Annotated in this window: 15 protein-coding genes and 1 tRNA gene; 9 read left to right on the forward strand and 7 right to left on the reverse strand. The window is 62.9% G+C overall.

Annotated features, from left to right (window positions below; genetic code table 11):
* Window positions 1-43 precede the first annotated feature (43 nt).
* Window positions 44-1708, reverse strand: a complete 1665-nt coding sequence (locus K3179_RS05700; RefSeq protein ID WP_221562855.1) for a peptide MFS transporter — start codon at window positions 1706-1708, stop codon at window positions 44-46.
* A gap of 209 nt (window positions 1709-1917) precedes the next feature.
* Between K3179_RS05700 and K3179_RS05705 the strand changes: the two genes are divergently transcribed.
* From K3179_RS05705 to K3179_RS05740, 8 genes are all read left to right on the forward strand, one after another.
* A complete protein-coding gene (locus K3179_RS05705) occupies window positions 1918-2259 on the forward strand; it encodes a GntR family transcriptional regulator (RefSeq protein ID WP_221562856.1) in 342 nt (113 codons plus the stop codon).
* 159 nt (window positions 2260-2418) lie between these two features.
* Window positions 2419-2700: an integration host factor subunit beta gene (locus K3179_RS05710; RefSeq protein WP_221562857.1), complete on the forward strand. Its 282-nt coding sequence runs from the start codon at window positions 2419-2421 to the stop codon at window positions 2698-2700.
* A 67-nt stretch (window positions 2701-2767) separates the two neighbouring features.
* Window positions 2768-2852 (forward strand) — tRNA-Leu (locus K3179_RS05715).
* 162 nt (window positions 2853-3014) lie between these two features.
* Window positions 3015-3644 carry a PilZ domain-containing protein gene (locus K3179_RS05720; protein WP_221562858.1) on the forward strand — a complete coding sequence of 210 codons (630 nt, stop codon included), beginning with the start codon at window positions 3015-3017 and terminating at the stop codon, window positions 3642-3644.
* Window positions 3645-3743: 99 nt separating this feature from the next.
* Window positions 3744-5306 carry an NAD(P)/FAD-dependent oxidoreductase gene (locus K3179_RS05725; RefSeq protein WP_221562859.1) on the forward strand — a complete coding sequence of 521 codons (1563 nt, stop codon included), beginning with the start codon at window positions 3744-3746 and terminating at the stop codon, window positions 5304-5306.
* A gap of 7 nt (window positions 5307-5313) precedes the next feature.
* Window positions 5314-5721: a GtrA family protein gene (locus K3179_RS05730; protein WP_221562860.1), complete on the forward strand. Its 408-nt coding sequence runs from the start codon at window positions 5314-5316 to the stop codon at window positions 5719-5721.
* Window positions 5722-5836: 115 nt separating this feature from the next.
* Window positions 5837-6253, forward strand: coding sequence for a GtrA family protein (locus K3179_RS05735; RefSeq protein WP_247712804.1), 417 nt, complete (start codon window positions 5837-5839; stop codon window positions 6251-6253).
* Window positions 6250-8046: a hypothetical protein gene (locus K3179_RS05740; RefSeq protein ID WP_221562862.1), complete on the forward strand. Its 1797-nt coding sequence runs from the start codon at window positions 6250-6252 to the stop codon at window positions 8044-8046. The genes K3179_RS05735 and K3179_RS05740 overlap by 4 nt, the downstream gene beginning before the upstream one ends.
* A gap of 3 nt (window positions 8047-8049) precedes the next feature.
* Here K3179_RS05740 and msrB read toward each other — a convergent pair whose 3' ends face one another.
* The 4 genes from msrB to K3179_RS05760 all read right to left on the reverse strand — a co-directional run bounded on the left by msrB (window position 8050) and on the right by K3179_RS05760 (window position 12344).
* Complete coding sequence (gene msrB / locus K3179_RS05745) at window positions 8050-8544, reverse strand: peptide-methionine (R)-S-oxide reductase MsrB (protein ID WP_221562863.1); 495 nt, start codon at window positions 8542-8544, stop codon at window positions 8050-8052.
* A 96-nt stretch (window positions 8545-8640) separates the two neighbouring features.
* Window positions 8641-9978 (reverse strand): cytochrome P450, encoded by a 1338-nt coding sequence (locus tag K3179_RS05750; RefSeq protein WP_221562864.1) that lies wholly within the window; start codon window positions 9976-9978, stop codon window positions 8641-8643.
* Between the two features lie 150 nt (window positions 9979-10128).
* Window positions 10129-11349 (reverse strand): ABC transporter permease, encoded by a 1221-nt coding sequence (locus K3179_RS05755; RefSeq protein ID WP_221562865.1) that lies wholly within the window; start codon window positions 11347-11349, stop codon window positions 10129-10131.
* A complete protein-coding gene (locus K3179_RS05760; RefSeq protein WP_221562866.1) occupies window positions 11346-12344 on the reverse strand; it encodes an ABC transporter ATP-binding protein in 999 nt (332 codons plus the stop codon). The genes K3179_RS05755 and K3179_RS05760 overlap by 4 nt, the downstream gene beginning before the upstream one ends.
* A gap of 71 nt (window positions 12345-12415) precedes the next feature.
* Here K3179_RS05760 and queG point away from each other — a divergent pair, with 71 nt between their 5' ends.
* Window positions 12416-13450 carry a tRNA epoxyqueuosine(34) reductase QueG gene (gene queG, locus K3179_RS05765; RefSeq protein ID WP_247712887.1) on the forward strand — a complete coding sequence of 345 codons (1035 nt, stop codon included), beginning with the start codon at window positions 12416-12418 and terminating at the stop codon, window positions 13448-13450.
* On the opposite strand, the gene K3179_RS05770 is transcribed toward queG, so the two are convergent.
* Both K3179_RS05770 and K3179_RS05775 read right to left on the reverse strand, forming a co-directional pair.
* Window positions 13434-14660: an NAD(P)/FAD-dependent oxidoreductase gene (locus tag K3179_RS05770; RefSeq protein ID WP_221562868.1), complete on the reverse strand. Its 1227-nt coding sequence runs from the start codon at window positions 14658-14660 to the stop codon at window positions 13434-13436. The two genes, queG and K3179_RS05770, sit on opposite strands and share 17 nt — an antisense overlap.
* A 53-nt stretch (window positions 14661-14713) precedes the next feature.
* Window positions 14714-19411: an NAD-glutamate dehydrogenase gene (locus K3179_RS05775; RefSeq protein ID WP_221562869.1), complete on the reverse strand. Its 4698-nt coding sequence runs from the start codon at window positions 19409-19411 to the stop codon at window positions 14714-14716.
* Between the last annotated feature and the right edge of the window lie 6 nt (window positions 19412-19417).

Here is a 19417-nt window from a genome sequence, read left to right on the forward strand (position 1 = left end):
CAGATTGCTCCGCGCCCTTTTCGTTAGTGGTGCCTGCCGGCGATCAAGCGTCGCCGCGGGTCGTCGGGTGGACGCCTGCAGCCTGCGGCTCGGCCGGGAATTCCGACTGGCCTTCGAGGTCATCGTCGATCGAATCGTCCTTGATCGTGTCGAGATGCATCAGCTTCTTGATCAGCGGGCTGACGACCATCACGCCGACACCGATCGCGACGGCGAACCAGCCGACCGTCGAGTAGACGTCGAGGACGACCTGCTTGCCCGCTTCCTCGCCGACGCCCTCTGCACCGGTTGCAGCGGCGATGAGGCCGGCAGCGAAGTTACCCGTGGCCGAGGCGAAGAACCAGGTACCCATGATGAGCGAAGCCATGTGGGCCGGGCTCAGGCGGTTCATCGCCGAAAGGCCGACCGGCGACAGGCAGAGCTCGCCGGTGGTGTGCAGCAGGTAGATGAGGAAGATGAAGATGACCGGCGTCGGCACGTTCACGCCAACACTTTCGGCGCCCCAGACAAGGACCAGGAAGCCGAGGCCGACCTGGATCACGGCGAGGCCGAACTTGAGCGGAGTGCTCGGTTCGGCACCCTTGCGGGCAAGGCCCTGCCACAGCATCGCGAAGAGCGGTGCCAGGAGCACGATGTAGATCGCGTTGATCGACTGGAACATCGAGGCGTTGACGCCCTGCGTGTCGACGTGGCGGTCGGTGAACAGGTTCAGCGAAGAACCGGCCTGTTCGAACAATGCCCAGAAGACGATCGACGTCAGGATGAGGAACATGGCCGCGAAAATGCGGTCGCGTTCTTCGCTCGGCAGCTTGGTGACTGCGGTAAAGAGGACGTAGAGCACGAGGCCGCCACCGAAGGCGCCGAGGACGTATCCGACCATTTCCTGGTACTGGATTGCGGCCCAGCACAGGGCGACCATGGCAAGGCCGGCGCCGTAGATGCCCCATTCCTTGCCGCCCTTGATCTTGGACGGGTCCTTGGGTTCGCCCTTGCCGAGCAGGAGCGGCTTGCCGAGCACGAAGAACACGAGGCCCAGCAGCATGCCGAAGCCGGCGAGGCCGAAGCCATACTGCCAGCCATAGGTCTGGCCGAGATAGCCGCAGATGATCGACGCCGTCGCCGCACCCACGTTAATGCCCATGTAGAAGATGGTGTAAGCCGGGTCGCGGCGAAGGTCGGTGCGCGAATAGAGCTGACCGACGATGACCGAGATGTTTGCCTTGAGGAAGCCCGAGCCCACGATAATGAGGGCAAGCGCCAGCCAGAAGACATTGATCATCGGGTCGGCCTGGCCGCCGCTGCCTTCGAAGGCCATGAAGAAGTGGCCGAAGGTCAGCAGGACAGCGCCGAACAGCACGGCCTTGCGCTGGCCGATGTACTGGTCGGCAAGGTAGCCGCCCACGACCGGCGTAATGTAGACCAGCGCGGTGTATGCGCCGTAGATGACCGAAGCCTCGCTATCCGAAAACAGCCAGTGCTGGACGAGATAGAAGATGAGCAGGGCGCGCATGCCGTAGTAGGAAAAACGCTCCCACATTTCGGCCATGAACAGCAGGAACAGACCCTTGGGGTGTCCCAGCACCTCTGCCTGCGGGCGCGTGACCAGCACGCTGCCCCCGATGAGGAACGCCGCCAAGGCTATGACGGCGATCCAGAAAGCCCACATTTCGAACATGGAGTCGAAAGTGAAGAAGAGACCTTCGATCATTAGTGTGAAATCCTTATTGTCCCTGAGGGACGCGCAGCTGCGCCTGCCCTCCCCGAAGAAGCGCGCACCCTAGCGCTATCTGCGCTCATGTGAAGCCTTAGTTACAAACGCTACCAGCTTGCGGCGGCATGAATGCGCGAAACCCGGGAACCTTGCGCGCCGCGCTGTATTATGGCACTGATGCACTATTCGCGAACCGGGGACCGGCCATGAGCAACCAGAGCAAGCCCGTATATCTCAAGCTGCGTGACCAGATCGCGGCTGCCATCATCGACGGACGCTATCGCGAAGAGGAAATGTTGCCTTCCGTGCGCGCTCTGGCGGCAGAGCAGGGCGCGAACCCGCTCACAGTCGCCAAAGCTTACCAGCAGTTCCAGGCCGACGGGCTCGTAGAGGTGCAGCGCGGGGTCGGCATGTATGTGGCGCGCGGTGCTGCAGAGACGCTGCGCAAGCGCGAGAAAGAGGCGTTCCTTTCCGAGGAGTGGCCCGAGATCTCGACGCGCATCAAGCGCCTCGGGCTCAAGCCGGAAGAGCTGCTGGCTGCGGTGTGACGCACCGAATGTCCCGCTAAGCTACGGGCGGGTATTAACAATTGCTATCTTATCAGGCTTCTGGCAGGGTTTCCCGCGTTGTGCAGGGGGTCAGGCATGACGTGAGGGCGCATAGAACAATCTGTATCGCGCGGGGGCGCGATCGAGGGAGCCTGAGACATGATTCGATCCGAACTTCTCGCCGCGCTGGCAGACGACAATCCGGACCTGCGCCCCGAAGAGGTCGAGCAGGTGGTCGACATTTTCTTCGAAGAGCTTGCGCAGCGCCTTTCCGAAGGCGGCCGTGTCGAATTGCGGGGTTTCGGCGCCTTTTCCACGCGCGAGCGCCAGGCGCGCCAGGGCCGCAATCCGCGAACCGGCGAAATGGTCGATGTCCCTGCCAAGCGCGTGCCCTACTTCAAGCCGGGCAAGGACATGCGCGAGAAGCTCAACAGCAACTAAGCGGGGCTCGCTTCGCCTTCGCGATTGCGGGGGCCGGTGCTTCGTTCTAGGCACCCTCGCCAGACGTGCGGGTGTGGCGGAATGGTAGACGCCGGGGACTTAAAATCCCCTGTCCTCTGGGCGTGTGGGTTCGAGTCCCACCACCCGCACCAACGAAAGGCCGGGAGTGCGAGCGGCGCGCGGCTGCTCAGCAGGCAACCGCCTTATCCAGGTGTTAATACCTAATCGCTTACTAGAGTGCCTCAAAGGGGCGCTATGCCAAGACTCGTACCGGCAAACAGGGGACTGCCGGATTCTTGGGAGAAATTGTAAGCATGGATTATTCATCGGGCATCGGGGCCCATGCCGGCACCGGCTATGTCGATAGCGAGCAGCGCGGTGCGCCGCGATACACCTCGCTCATCCGCTCGGCAAAGCTCGTTTGCGGCCAGGGGGAGTTCCTGTGCGTGGTGCGCGATGTCTCTTCCACCGGCATCTCACTACGGGCATTCCATAATCTGCCAACCGACCCGACGCTCGCGCTCGAGCTGCAGAACGGCGAATCGTTCGAAATCAAGCAAGTGCGCGCCAACGGCCTGGAAGGAAGCTATCGCTTCGACAAGCCGGTGGTGGTGGAGCGACTGGTTCACGAGACGTGGAATTATCCCAAGCGTCAGTTGCGCCTCAATATCATGATCCCGCTGACGATCTCGACGCTCACGCAGAAAGCGGATGCGGTCACCCTCAACATTTCGCAGCAGGGCGCGCGGATCGAATGCGATACGGTTTTCGCAATCGATCAGACGGTCCGGGTGAACGGTCCGGGGTTTCCGGAAACGCAGGCCAAGATCCGTTGGCGCAGGGACTCCAACTACGGGCTGGTCTTCGAGAATACCTTCTCCTTGCGCGAATTCGCGCTGATGGCGGCATCGGTCCAATGTCCGTCAATGCTCGAGCCGCAATAGGAGAGCGGGATCGCGCAGCGCTCCTGCGGCGGGCAGGCCATTTAACGATTAGCTAACCATTTTCCTTCACTTCCGGTTATAGAGATGCCGGGGGTTTCAATGGATAGTGTCAATTCGCCGATCAAAGTCGATGTCGCGATCATCGGTGCCGGCCCTGCCGGTCTGACGGCAGCATACCTGCTTACTAAGCAGGGCAGGTCGGTCGCCATCATCGAGAAAGACCCGACATATGTCGGCGGCATCAGCCGCACGGTGGAGCACGAAGGCTATCGGTTCGACATCGGCGGGCATCGCTTCTTTTCCAAGAGCTCGCAAGTCGTCGATATGTGGAACGAGATCCTTGGCGAGGACGATTTCATCCAGCGTCCCCGAATGAGCCGCATCTATTACGAGGGCAAGTTCTACAGCTATCCCTTGCGAGCATTCGAGGCCCTGTCGAACCTGGGCATCCTCCGGTCGACCGCCTGCATGATTTCCTACCTTCGCTACAAGCTCTTCCCGATCAAGGAGGTGAAAAGCTTCGAGGACTGGACGACCAACCAGTTCGGCAAGCGTCTCTATTCGATCTTCTTCAAGACCTACACCGAGAAGGTGTGGGGCATGCCGTGCGACGAGATGAGCGCGGACTGGGCGGCCCAGCGGATCAAGGGCCTGTCGCTGTGGAGTGCCGTGGTCGATGGTCTCAAGCGCAGTCTCGGCCTCAACAAGAAGCCCAATGACGGCATGGCAACTAAGACCTTGCTGGAGACCTTCCGTTACCCGCGGCTCGGACCGGGGATGATGTGGGAGGCCGCACGCGACAAGGTGTTGGCGAGTGGTCGCGGTCACCTGTTCATGGGCCACGAGCTGTCGCAGCTCTCGGCCGACGGCAAGGGTGGCTGGCGCATGAGCGCTCGCGGCGAAGGCGGCGATGTCGTGGTGGAAGCGGATCACGCGATCAGCTCGGCCCCGATGCGCCAGCTGGCCAAGCGTCTCCACCCGCTCCCTGAAAGTACGATCCAGGCCAACGACCTCAAGTACCGCGACTTTCTTACCGTCGCGCTGATGGTGGAGGGCGAGGACCTGTTTCCAGACAACTGGATCTATATCCATGACAGCAAGGTGCAGGTCGGCCGCGTCCAGAACTTCCGCAGCTGGTCGCCGGAAATGATTCCCGATCCGAACATGGCCTGCGTCGGGCTCGAATATTTCTGCTTCGAGGGCGATGGCCTTTGGTCCATGGAAGATGCGGACCTCATTGCCCTTGCAACCGACGAGATGGAAATCCTCGGGCTGGTCGATCGCCGCAAGGTCAAGGGCGGAGCGGTCGTGCGTCAGGAAAAGGCCTATCCCGTCTATGACGAGGATTACGCCGCCAATGTCGATGCGATGCGCACGGAACTGGAGGCCCGGCATCCGACCCTCCATCTCGTGGGGCGCAACGGGATGCACCGCTATAATAACCAGGACCATGCGATGATGACGGCCATGCTCACGGTCGAAAACATCCTTGCCGGCGAACGCGTATATGACACCTGGTGCGTGAACGAGGACGCGGAATACCACGAGGCAGGCGACGAGGGTGCAGAGAAATCCCTGCCGAACCGTACCCTCAGCGCCGATCAGGCCGCCGCGCTGTCCTCCGTCCGCGACGTTCCCGAGCGGGTTAAGAAATCCGCCTGACGCGACATTGGCCGGGCTTCTCCAACGCATATTCCGCTGGCGGCTCGCCCGCTACATGGTGGCAAGCCTTGCCGGGACGGTAGTCGATCTCGGCGGCTTCCTGCTCCTCTATGGCAACGGCATGGCGCCCGTGCTGGCCGCAGTCGCGAGCTACGTCATGGGGGTCGTCATCCACTGGATGGTGTCGAGCCGTTTCGTGTTTGCCGACCGGCTTGCGAGCCGGGGGCTGGCGCGCGGCACCCAACAATTGCTGTTTGCGCTCTCGGCCCTTGCCGGACTGGCGATTACCGCAGGCATTGTCTGGTTTGCCGGCGAGATCGATGTCGATCCCCGCATCGGCAAGCTGGTGGCGATGGGCGCAAGCTTCCTTGCTGTCTGGACCATAAGATTGCTGCTCGTGTTTCGTCCTGCCTGACCTTGGGGTTGCCTCAAATCGCTGGCGCCACGCCGGATTTTGCGTTTTATTTACCATGATTTGCGAAACAGGCGTGCCGCGCGGTGGCGCGGGGTCGTTCGCGACGGGGGGAAACTTGATCGGATTGCTGGCACGGCTGCGGGACGTCCGCCTGATTCGCTATGGCCTGGCGAGCGTCGGCGCACTTGCGGTCGACATGGGGTCGTTCCTGCTACTGCTTGCCATCGGGATGATTTCGCCGCTCGCCGCAGCCGCAGGCTACTCGCTCGGCATCGTGGTCCATTGGGTGCTTTCGAGCAGGACGGTTTTTCAGGATACTGTCGCCGTCAAGGGCGAGGGACGCGGGTGTCAGAAAGCCCTGTTCGTCGGTTCCGCCCTGGTCGGCCTTGCCCTGACGACCGCAATCGTCTGGGCCGGCGATCACAGCGGGATCGATCCGCGGGCAGCCAAGGTCGCTGCTATAGCCGCAAGTTTCATCGTCACCTATCTCTTGCGCAAGACGATCGTGTTCGGACGGGCGACCGGCCGATGAGGGATGACCGGCGCCTGCGTTCCGACAGGCACCCGGTGTTCTGGGTGCTGCTGGTCTGGGCGCTCGGGATAGGTCTGCTGAGCGTTCTCGCATTCCCCTACATCATGGAGCGGCGCTTTCCCGGCCCCGACGACGTGCTGCGTCTCGTCCAGGTCCGCGACCTCCTCGACGGACAGGGCTGGTTCGACCTCCGGCAATACCGGATAAACCCTCCCGATGGCGTGGCCATGCATTGGTCGCGGCTGGTGGACATTCCCCTGGCGCTGGCGATCCTTGCACTGGAACCGCTGGTCGGGACCGCAATGGCCGAATGGATCGTGGCGCTTGTGCTGCCTCCGCTGATCCTGCTCGCGGTGCTGATGATCGTCTCGCGTCTCGCGTGGCGCTTGTTCGGGCGTCTCGAAGCGGTTTTCGCCGCGATCATCCTCGTTCTGTGGTCGAGCTTCATGATCCAAATGCAGCCGCTCAGGATCGATCACCACTCATGGCAGATCCTCAGCGTCGCGATAGCCCTGTGGGCATTGTCCTGGCGGTCTGCAGTGCGTGGCGGGGCGGCGGCCGGGATCGCGATGGGCCTCGGCGTGATCATTTCGCTGGAAGTGCTCCCGATGGTCGCCGGTTTCGGCGCCGTCATGGCACTGCGCTGGGTGAGAGACCACCGAGAAAGGCTATGGCTGACGGCCTATATGCAGGCGCTGGCCCTGACCATCGTCATAGCCTTTGCAGCGACGAGGGGTATCCCTGCGGCGTCTCCCTTCTGCGACGCCATCTCACTGCCGCACATCGGTTTCTTCGTCATCGCCGCGCTAGGTACGGGCGTCATCGCGGCGCTGCCGAAGCTACCGGTTATCATGCTGGCAGGCCTTTTCACCCTCGTAGGGGCGCTGGGTCTCGGCTTTATCGCGATTTCGGGGCCCCAGTGCTTCACCGCACCGTTCGGAGTGCTGGATCCGCTGGTGCGCGACTATTGGTATGCCAATGTGATGGAAGGCATGCCAATCTGGCGACAGGCTCCGGAAGAATATCTCGTGGCGATCGCCCAGATGGCCATAGCGCTCTTCGCCTGCACCCTCCTGATCCTGAGGAGGCGCGACTGGCAGCGCCGTTGGTGGCAGGAATACATGGTGCTGCTGATTGTCGCGGCGATATCGACAATCGCGACTTTCCGTTCTCTCTATTTCTTTGCCGTCCTCGCAGCTGTGCCAAGCGGCTGGCTGGCCAGTCGGGCGGTCGCGCTGGTCCGTGATGGCAAGGGGCTCGTCGCCAGGGTGTTTGCTCCGGTCTTGACTTACCTTGTCCTGATGCCGGGCGCACCCGTGGCTGTCGGATCGCAACTCCTGCAAAGCGAGGCGCACAGCTCGCCTGCCATTGCCGGTAGCGAGGAGGTTCGCCTGCGCGAGTCTTCATGCGATCTCGCACGAAGCACGACCGGACTGGCCGCATTGCCCCGCTCCACGATCTTCTCCCCGCTGGACGTGGGCCCCTTTATCCTGCTCAACACGCCCCACTCGGTCGTAGCCACCGGCCATCACCGGGCCAACTTGGCCATGCGCGATGTGATAGCGGGTATGATCTCTACCCCGGACGAAGCTCGCCCGATCGTCGAACGCCACCAGGCCGATTACGTCGTAATCTGCACCGATATCGCAGAGCCGCGCATGCTGGCGCAAGTTGGCGGTCCGGAAAGCCTTGTCGCACGCCTGCTTGCCGGTGCTCCGCCCGATTGGCTGGAGCATCTCGATCTGGAGGGCCCCGAGGCGCTCAAGGTCTGGCGCGTTCGCGGCGGGCGGTGATGGTCAGGCCGGACGGAAGTCCATCGCCACTCCGTTGATGCAGTGGCGCTTGCCGGTAGGTCGCGGGCCGTCGCTAAAGATATGCCCCAAGTGCCCGCCGCAGTCGGCGCAATGCACTTCCGTGCGGGGGTAACCGAGCTTGAAATCCCGGCTTGTGCCGACAGCCCCCTTGTCGACCGGTGCCCAGAAGCTCGGCCAGCCGGTTCCGGAATCATATTTCGTTTTCGAACTGTAGAGAGCATTGCCGCATCCCGCGCACACGAAGACCCCGGCGCGCTTTTCCTCGTTGAGAGGGGACGAGTAAGGCCGTTCGGTACCTTCCTGCCGCAGGACGTAGAACTCGCTCTTGGTCAGCTTGCTGCGCCATTGGGCCTCGCTCAGGGAGACCGGGAAGCTCTTGGCCTCGGCCCGGCCGGACCCGCAGGCTGCAAGTGCTGCAAAGCTTGCTGATGCACCGATCCAGCCGAGGAAGCCCCGGCGCGAAGGTTTGTTGGTCATGGCGTCGTTCCGTTTCATGCGCGCACGATAGACCTGCGCACCTGAACTTACGCTTGAAGCGGCAGAAAGGTTACGAAGCGCTGCGGCGCATCACCGTCAGAACTCGGTGATCTCGACCTCGAGCTTGCGGAACCCATGGACGAAGTTCGCCCGCACGCGCTCGATGTCGCCGGCCACGTGGACCCGCATGCGGCGCTTGTGCAATTCTTCGAGCAGGACACGAAGCTGCAGTTCGGCAAGGCGGGCACCGACGCAGCGGTGGATACCGTAGCCGAACGCGATGTGGCGACGGGCGTTCTCGCGCTCCAAGTCCAGCTTGTCGGGGTTCTCGAATACCTGCTCGTCGCGATTGGCGCTCAGATACCACAGCACCACCTTGTCACCCTTCTTGATCTGCTTGCCGAAGACCTCGGTGTCTTCGGTGCAGGTGCGGCGCATATGCGCGAGCGGGGTCTGCATGCGCAGGATTTCCTGCACGGCGTTGGGGATGAGGTCGGGGTTCTGTTCGAACTTCTTGCGCTGGTCGGGGTTCTTGTCCAGCTGGTAGATGATCCCGCTCATCGAATTGCGGGTGGTGTCGTTACCGCCCACGATAAGCAGCACCAGATTGCCCATGAATTCCTCGGGCCGCATCTGGTTCATCGCTTCGGAGTGGATCATCATGGAGATGAGGTCGTCGCCCGGCTCCTTGTCCATCGTGCGTTCGACCCAGAGCGACTGGAAATAGGCCCCCATCTCGTGGAGGAAGCCCCAGCGCATCTCGTCGAGTTCGCGTACGCTGGCGAGTTCGGTATCACCCGACCAGTCCGACCAGAACGTCAGCAGTCGGCGGTCTTCCCAAGGGAAGCCAAACAGGATGGCGAGCATTCCGGTCGTCAGTTCGATCGACACCTTGTCGACCCAGTCGAAGACTTCCCCACGCGGCAGCGAGTCGAGCAATTCGCCGGTGCGCTGGCGAATCTCGCCTTCCATTTCGGCCATACCGCTCGGCGTGAACTTAGGGGCGACGGTGCGCCGCTGCCCCGTGTGCTGCGGCCGGTCCATCGCGATGAACATCGGCAATTCGCGCCGGTCGACACCGCTTTCCGCCAGCTCTTCTTCGGTAAGCCGGTTGAGGATCGTGATGCCGCCATATTCCCAGCTGGACGAGAAAATCTCGGGCAGGGCTTCGATATGCTGGATCGCCTTGTGCTGCACGACCGCCCAGTAGGGGCCGAACGGACTGTCTTCGATATAATGCAGCGGCCCGGCTTCGCGCATTTCCTTGAAGATCGGCTGCCAGGTGTTCTCGTAGTAGATATCGCTCCGGCTGACGTCCCACTTGTGCGTGTGCTGGAGCCGCTGTTCGGGATGCTCTTCGAAGTGCTTGGTCAGCGCTTCGTAGGCGGTCGGGCTCGAACGGACTTCGGGTCGCTGCGGGGCGATGGTGGCCATATCTCTCTCCGTTTTGGCGGACTCTTTGGCGAGTCTCTGCCGTTATCCTCTGCGGTGCATCCTGAACTAACTGACATATGTGTCAATAGTGCGTTGCAAAACGGAACCTAAATCGCGGTGCCTCAAACGGATTGCACCGATGCGACCCGATCAGGAGCGCGCCTTCCTGCCGAACAGGAAACGCGGCTTCGTGTGGCCGCCACCCGCGCCCGATTTCATGACCAGCTTGCGGAACAGGCCCGACCCGGTGCGCACGAAAATCGCGACCCAGAGCAGCTGCCAGGCAAGCGCAGCTGCGTGAGTCCAGAGGACCGGCGACTGTGCCGCGCGGGCAACCATCGCATAGGGCGACGAGACCGGGAAAAGCACCGCGAAGATCTCCGCCGCCGATCCGGGATCGCTGAGCGAGTAGGTGGCGAGGAAGAACACGGCGAGTTGCAGGATCGTTGCCGGCATCGACAGCGTCTGCACATCGCGCACGGTCGGAGCCATCGAACCGATCGTGAGGAAGATCGACCCGATCAAAAGATAGGCCGTGGCAAAATAGGTCACGAACAGGATCACGAACAGCGGCCAGCCGACGGCAGGCTCCGGTATCGGGCCGAGCGCGGCGCTGCCGAGGGTCAGGACCAGCAGCGCAATGCCGCCCCAGACCGCGATGCCGACGAAACTGACCGCCAGCATGGCGAAAAGCTTGCCATAGAAAACCGCTTCCATCGGAATGGCCGCAGCAAGGATTTCGATGATCTTGTTGGCCTTCTCCTCGACGAGGTTGGAAAGGACCATGCCGGCCAGAAGCATCGTCAGGAGGAACAGGAGCGTGATCGCCCCGGTGGCAGTTGCCGTCTGGGCGCTACGGATTGTCGCGACGCTGGTTCGCGTCGGCGAGAGGTTCACGTCGGGCAATTCCGCACTCGAACCGCCTAGCGCCTGCGCAGAAAGCAGGGCGACCTCACCTTGCCATCGTGCAATCCGTTCCTCGGTACCCGTCAATTGCGGGGTCTCGAGCGACCCTGTCAGGACCGCACCGAAATTGTCCGATTTGTCGGCCAGCAGTTCGGCCGCATCTCTTCGGTCGCTGTCCGGCACTGTCACGATCGCTGGCAGGCCCACGGCTTCGGCAAGATTCTCGTGCGCCTTTGCGAAGGCGGCGTTTTCGGCGTCGGACAGGGCTACCGCCAGCTTGGGCGGATCGGAACTTTCTGCAGCCTTGGCGCCGAGCGCGCCTGCCGTAGCACTGATCGCGCCGAAGAAGATCGGGCCGAGCAGGAAGAAGAGGAAGGCCTTGGAAAACAGGATCGCCCTGAAATCCCGCCGCGCCATCACCAGCGCTGCGCGCCAGAGCGGAAGCCTGCTTGCATTATCGCTCATGCCAGATCTCCTGCCGCGTCTTCATCGAGTGCGCGCGCTGCCGCTTCACCGGCGATCTCCACGAAGGCATCGTGGAGACCGGCCCGTTCTATCGATAGCGAAAGGATACCGGCGCCCCCTTCTATGAGCCGTTTCAGGAGCGCCTCGATCCCGCTCTCGGGCACGGGGAAATACCAGAAGTGGCCGCCATGCGCCTTTGCGTCGTGGCGGGCATCGTCCGGAAGGGCGGAGCGCCATTCCCCCTCGCCATTGGCCGTCTCCAGTCGCACCTGCGCGGGAATGCGGTCGCGTGCCGCGTCGACCGATCCGGCATAGGGTACCTTGCCCCCCGCAATGATCGCCACATCGTCGCACAGTCGTTCCGCATGGTGGATGACGTGGGTCGAAAAGATCACGGTCGTCCCGTCGTCCGCCAGCTCGCGGATCATGCCTTCGAGCTTGCCCTGGTTGATCGCGTCGAGACCGCTGAAAGGTTCGTCGAGCACCACCAGCTTCGGCTTGTGGACCAGGCTTCCGAGCAATTGCACCGTCTGCGCCATGCCTTTCGATAGCTGGCGGATCTGGCGGTCGATGGCGTGGCCGAGGCCGTGCGCCTCCATCATCTCGCGCCCACGCCGTTTGCCTTCCTCGACAGGCAGGCCGCGCAGGGCGCCGAGGAAACCGATGGCCTCGTCGCACTTCATCGCCGGATACAGGCCGCGCTCCTCGGGCAGGTAACCGATAAGGCGCGCTATCTCGTGCGGCCGCTCGTGGCCGAAAATGCGGCGCACCCCTTCGTCGGGATCGATGATGCCGAGCAGCATTCTCAGCGTGGTCGTCTTGCCTGCCCCATTGGGCCCGAGAATGCCGTAGATCGCCCCTTCGGGAACGCTGATGTCCACTCCGTCCACCGCGAGCGTATCGTCGAACCTCTTGACCAGGCCCTTTGCTTCGATGGCAAGTGGTGGCGACGTGTCGGTCAGGGGTCGCGGCTTGGCATTCGGCTCGGTAAGCATATAGCAGCGTTAACCGCGCCGAGTGAACGGGAGCAACAGCAAGTTTGGTTAAGAACCCCTCTTTGAAGGCCCTGCAGGAGGATTTGCGCAAGGAAGCACGCTCGCTCGGCTTCGCGGCGTGCGGCTTTACTTCTGCGGGCGAGGACCGTGGGCGCACTGCAAGGCTCGAAGAGTGGCTGGGCGAGGGACGGCACGGCTCGATGGAGTGGATGGAGGCGCGAAAGGAGCAGCGCGCTTGCCCGCAGGGCCTGTGGCCGGAGGCGCGCAGCGTCATCGCTCTCGGAATGAGCTATGCGCCCGATATCGATCCGCTGGCGCTTGAGGGCGATACCGACAAGGCGAGAATTTCGGTCTATGCGCAGGGACGCGACTATCATGACGTCGTGAAGAAGGCGCTCAAGGCCCTGGCGCGCTGGATTATCGAGCGGGAGCCTGACAGCGAGCTCAAGGTCTTCGTCGACACCGCACCGGTCATGGAAAAGCCCCTGGGCGAAGCCGCCGGCATCGGATGGCAGGGCAAGCACACCAATCTGGTCAGCCGCGATCATGGCAGCTGGCTGTTCCTGGGCGCTATATACTCCACATTACCGTTCGAACCGGATGCGCCGTCAAGCGACAAATGCGGGTCGTGCCGCGCCTGTCAGGATGCCTGCCCGACCGATGCTTTCCCCTCTCCATACCGGCTCGATGCGCGGCGGTGCATTTCCTACCTGACGATCGAGCACAAGGGGCCGATCCCGGAGGAGTTTCGCGAAGCACTGGGAAATCGGATCTACGGCTGCGACGATTGCCTCGCGGTGTGCCCATGGAACAAGTTCGCGGACACTGCGCACCGGCATCTGAAGCTGGCACCGCGCGAGGAATTGCAGGCCCCCGACCTCGCGCACTTCCTCGCATTCGACGATGCAGGGTTTCGCCAGTTCTTTTCGGGCTCGCCGATCAAGCGGATCGGGCGCGATCGGTTCGTGCGCAATTGCCTTTATGCCGCAGGAAACAGCGGGAGCGCGTCGCTGGTTCCGCTGGTTGAGTCGCTTCGCGGCGACCCCGATCCGGCAGTGAGCGATGCGGCCGACTGGGCAGCCGCGCGGCTCAGAGCATCTCCTTGAGCGGGACCTCGGTGTCGGCGAGAAGGTCGGGATCGACCTCAGCCCGCGCCTCCACAAGCTTGCGTCCCTGCGCGTAATCGCGGGTATTGTTCACGCAATCGAGCGCAATCACGCAGCCCTCCTTGAGGTAGATCATGGCGAATTTCCGATCGGCAGGATCGCCCCGCAGCACGCAGCCATCGTGGCCGGTGGAAATGCCGACAGTCTGCAAACGCAGATCGTACTGGTTCGACCAGAACCAGGGAACGGCATTGTAATCCTGCTTGTCGCCCATGATCGCCTTCGCCGCGACGGTTGCCATGTCGTTGGCGTTCTGGACCGATTCCAGCCTGATTACGGCATTGTCCGCATAGGGATTGGCATGCGCGGCGCAGTCCCCGATGGCGTATATGTCGTCGAGCGACGTGCGGCAGTAGGAGTCGACATCGACGCCGTTGCTGCCTGCCGCGCCTGCCGCGATCAGGGGCCCGACCGAAGGCACGATGCCGATCCCTGCAATCACGATGTCGCAGGGAAGGGTCTCCCCCGTGGTCAGGGTGACGCCGCTTACCCGTCCGTCGTTGCCTTCGATGCGTTCCACGCCCGTCTCGAGCCGCAGGTCGACCCCGTGCGCGCGGTGTTCGGCGGCATAGAATCCGGACAACTCCGCTCCGGCGACGCGGGCGAGAACGCGATCCTGCATCTCGATCACGGCGACTTCGCATCCCAGCTTGCGCAGGACAGCGGCCGCTTCGAGACCGATATAGCCTGCACCGACGATGACGGCGCGTTTCGTGCCGGTTTCCAGTTCGGACTTCAGCGCATCGGTGTCGCGGCGACCGCGAATGGTGTGGACACCGGCCAGATCGGCACCGGGGCATGACAGTCGGCGCGCATCGCCGCCACCGGCCCAGATGAGTTTGCGGTACGTCACCTTGGTATCGTCGGACAATGCGATGGTGTGCGAACGCGGATCGATCTCGTTGGCATTGGCGCCGAGGCGCAAGGTCACATTGCGATCGGCCCAGAACTGTTCTGGCCGGATCAGGATTTTCTCGAAGGGCTTTTCACCGGCGAGATAATCCTTCGATAGCGGCGGGCGCTCATAAGGCGGGTTGCGGTCGCGGCTGACCATGAGGATCGTATCCTCATGCCCCGCCTGGCGTAGTGCGATGGCAGCCTGCGCTCCGCCATGACCCGAACCCACGATAACGACGTCGTAATGCTCCATGACGCGCAGGGCTGGCGCTAAACGCGCACGCGGTCAAGCATTCCTGCGCTGGATCACCGAGCCAGCAGGTTACGTGCCATGCTCGCGATCTGCGCCAGCATCGCCGGTGCAACCGGGGTTTGCGACTGCGCGCGTTCGATCATGGAGCGGAACTGCCGCATCGCGGATTGGTGATCTGCAGCCCAAGCGTTGACGACACCGCGCATGTCCTCTTTCGCATCCTTGCGGCGCGAGAGACGGCGCAGGAGGTCCAGCCGCATCTGCTGGAAGTCGCGCGCGATCCCGGAGACAAGCAGGCGCTCCCACACGTCCGAGGGATTCATCAGTGCAGCAGTTCCTTGTGCCCAGTCGATGCCGAGGCTTGCACCGATATCGGTAAAGCCCAGCGTCAGCGGTTCCGGATCGAGGCCCGTATCTGCGGCCAGCTTGGCCAGGCCGACCGACCCATCGAGATTGAAGATATGCGTGATCCGCGAAGCGATGGCATCATTCGCTCCTGCATCGGTGAAAGTGTCGTGCAGGTCCTGCGACTGATCCTTGAGCTGCGAGCCGAGGAGCTGGTCGGTCGACTTGACGAGCAGGGCTACGTTCTTGCCAAGCTCTTCGACCATTTCCGCAGGCCGCACACGACCCGATGCCGTACGCAGAACGTCTGACATCAGATTGCCGACGGCAGCCGCAAGACGATCGAACAGCAGGAGACGCGCGGTTTCGTCGATCTTGGCATTGTCGAGCTCGTTCCAGATCGTCCGGAGATCGAACAAATGCGCGGCCGCCACGAAGGCACCGGCAACTTCGGAAAGTTCGACGCCTTCCTCTTCGGCCAGTTCGAACGGGTGGATGATCCCGATCCGGTTGACCATCGCATTGGCCAGCTTGGTCGCGATGATCTCGCGGCGCAGGCGATGGTTTTCGATCTGCTTGCGGAACTTGCCGCGCATCGGTTCGGGGAAGCTGCGCATGAGCAGGTCGTGCAGGATCGGATCGTCCGGCAGGTCGCTGGTCTGGATCGCGTCCTGCAACACCAGCTTGGCCGACGACAGCAGCACTGCCAGTTCGGGGCGGGTGAGGCCCATTCCGTCGGCAGCCCGGCGCTGAAGCGTCTGGTTGTCGGCCAGGCCTTCGGTCCTGCGATCGAGATTGCCGCCGTCTTCCAGTGTCTCGATCAGGTGCAGCTGCGATGCCATGGCCCGCGCGCCGCCCTTTTCGGCAATGGAGAGGGCCAGCGCCTGCAAGCGATTGTCTTCCAGGACGAGGTCCGAAACCTCGTCGGTCATCGCTTCCAGCAATTCCACGCGTTTGGGTTCGGACAAGCGTCCTGCGCGCTTGGCAGCGGCGAGGGCGATCTTGATGTTGACCTCGTTGTCCGAGCAATCGACGCCGGCGGAATTGTCGATGAAGTCGGTGTTGCAGCGCCCGCCACCGAGCGAATATTCGATGCGCCCGGCCTGCGTCGTGCCAAGGTTGGCGCCTTCGCCGATAACCTTGGCGCGAAGGTCCTTGCCGTCGACGCGCAGCGCGTCGTTCGCCGGATCGCCGACCTGGACGTTATTCTCGCTGCTCGCCTTGATGTAGGTGCCGATACCGCCGAACCAGATCAGGTCGACCGGCGCCTTGAGGATCGCCGAAATCAGGGCTTCGGGCTCGATCTCGTCCTGTTCGATGCCAAGCACGCCCTGCATCGTTTTCGATAGCTTGATGGTCTTCGCATCGCGCGGATAGACGCCGCCGCCACGCGAAATCAGGTCCTCGTCGTAATCTGCCCAGCTCGACCGGGTCATCTCGAAGAGGCGCTTCCTTTCCTTCCAGCTCTTGGCCGGATCGGGATTGGGGTCGAGGAAGATGTGGCGGTGATCGAAGGCGGCGACCAGCTTGATGGCCTTGGACAACAGCATGCCGTTGCCGAAGACGTCACCGGACATATCGCCGCATCCCACGACCTCGATGGAATCGGTCTGCACGTCGATGCCCATTTCGAGGAAATGGCGCTGGACGCTGACCCAGCCACCCTTGGCGGTAATGCCCATCGCCTTGTGGTCGTAGCCCTTCGAGCCGCCGCTGGCGAAAGCGTCGTCGAGCCAGAAGTCGCGGCTTTCCGCAATCGCGTTGGCGACGTCGGAGAAGCTGGCCGTGCCCTTGTCTGCGGCCACGACGAAGTAGGGATCATCGCCGTCGGTGATCACGACGTTTTCAGGGTGCACGACCTTGTCGTCGATAATGTTGTCGGTGACCGACAGCAGGCTGCGGATGAAGACTTCGTAGCTGGCCTTGCCCTCTGCCGCCCAGGCATCGCGATCGGCGGAAGGATCTGGAAGCTGCTTCGGATAGAAGCCGCCCTTGGCACCGGCAGGAACGATGACTGCGTTCTTGACGCGCTGCGCTTTCATCAGGCCGAGGATTTCGGTGCGGAAGTCGTCCCGGCGATCGGACCAGCGCAGGCCTCCGCGCGCGACCGGGCCGGAGCGCAGGTGAATGCCTTCAACGCGGCGCGAATAGACGAAGATTTCGCGCCATGGCACGGGCTTGGGAAGTCCCGGCACCATCGAACTGTCGATCTTGAATGCCAAAGCTTCGCTGGCTGCCGGCGCAAAGACGTTCGTGCGCAGGATCGCGTCGATCAACGCCTTGTAGAGGCGGAGCAAACGGTCGTCGTTGATGGCTTTCACCCGCGTCAGGGCGCGCCTGATCGTTTCGCTGGCTTCTTTGGCTGCCTCTTCACGGTCGCCATCGAAATCCGGGTCGTGTCGTGCGGTGAACAGGTCGATGAGGGCGCGCGTGATGTCCGCCGATTTGGCCAGCGCATCGACGACCGTGTAGATCGTGAACCCCATGCCGATCTGGCGCAGGTAGCGATAAAAGGCGCGCAGCCATTCGGTCTGGTGCGCGTCGAGGGCAGCTTCCACGACAAGGCGGTTGAAGACGTCGTTTTCCGCTTGTTCGTTGAGCACTGCGCCGATCGCGTCCTCGATCCCTGCCGCACGCTCGATCAGGTCATCGGCGTCGAGGCCGGGCGCAAGCTGCAGCGCGAAATCGTGGATCGTGCCCAGGCGTCCCTCTTCCAGGACCGTCGGCATTTCGGATCGCACATGGAAACCGAAGTTCTCCAACGCGGGGACGGCATCGGAAAGCGGCAGGCTACCTTCGGCCTGGTAGAGCTTCAGCCGCAGGCAGCGCTCGTCGTCGCGCTCGCACAGGTACAGGCGGGCACCGCGGTGCGGGGCGTCGTCCTCGTCATCGGCGTGATGGCCGAGTGCGCGCAGGCGGGAGATATCCTCGGCCGCTTCGCGAGGGCCGAAGCGTGCGCGATAGGCGGTCGGGAAGGCTTCCGCGAAACGCAGGGCCAGGGCGGCTGCGCGACCCTTTTCCTCGAAGGCGAGCAATTCGTTCTCGACCGCTTCGCTCCATCCGCGGAGCAGGGTCTGGAGCTGTTTTTCGAGAGCCGCTTCGTCGGGCTTCTGCGCGCCTTCGCGAATGTCGAGGACGAACCGCAGCATGGCGAGGTTGCCGCCTTCGACCTCGAGGCTCCAGTCCAGCAGTCGCGCTTTCGCGCCTTCTTCGAGCAGGCCGAGGATCTGTAGGCGCACCTGCGTTGCGAGCATGTCGCGCGGCATCCACACGAAGGCAAAGAGGTGGCGGGCCAGGGGGGCTTCGACCAGTGCCAGGCGGGGGCGGGGCCGGTCGACCAGGCTCATCATGGTGGTCGCGATGCGCGCCGTGTCTTCTTCGGAGAAGCCGATCACGAGATCGTGCGGCAATGCCGTAAGGGCGTGGACCAGTGCCTTGCCGGCATGGCCGGTGTCGTCGAAATTCAGCTCGTTGCGGATCGCGTCGAGCCGTTCGCGCAGGATCGGGACGCTGCGCGGTGGCGAGGCGATTGCCGCGCTTGTCCAGACACCGGCGTGCACGGACAGGGCCGTAACCTTCTTGCCGTCGCGGATCGGGACGATGAACAGGTCGAGCGGCACGCGGCGGTGCACGCGCGCCATGTGATTGGCCTTGATGATCAGCGGCGTGCGGGCTTCGCCCTTGCCTTCGAACCAGGCGAAGGCACGCTCGTAACTGGCATCGACCAGGAGCTGGCGGGACGAGGTGCGACAGATGCCAAGTTCGTTTTCCTGCGTACCGTCGCGCTTGCGCACCACGTGCCCGAGCTGCGTGAGCATACCCGAGTTCAGCCATTCCAGCAGGGCGGCGCCTTCTTCGTTATCGACCCTGTCGACGTCGGCGCTCATCGCTTCTTGCAGCTTGGACCAGTCGGAAACCGCCGATCGTACGTCGGCGAGCGCTTCCAGCAGGGCGTCCTCGATCGACTGTCTGCGCTTGGCGTCGACACGCGGCGCCTCGAGATATATCATCGATTCCCAGAAGGCGTCGTCCGGCTCGCCCTCGATCACCTTGCCAAGAACGCCATCGCCGCTCCGTTCGACCGGGACGACAGGGTGGATCAGGCGGTCGATCGCAATCCCCATTGCAGCGATCGCCGCGGCCGTGGAATCGACCAGGAACGGCATGTCGTCGTTGATGATCGCGATGCGCGTATAGCGGCGGTCGTCGCTGATCGACTGGATGGCGATCGCGGGTTCGCCTGCTGCGCGCTTTTCGGCGGTCTCGGCGAGGAAAGCTGCGGCCTCGGACAAGTGCTCGTCGTCGATCGGAGTGTCGCCCGGGAGCAGGGATTCGCGCATGTGCTGCGCGATGGCCTTGGCGTGGGGGGACATGCTCTGGCTTGCCTTGGCGGCTTTGGAACCCATGAAAGG

It is taken from the genome of Qipengyuania intermedia, from assembly GCF_019711615.1.
Lineage (GTDB): Bacteria > Pseudomonadota > Alphaproteobacteria > Sphingomonadales > Sphingomonadaceae > Qipengyuania > Qipengyuania intermedia.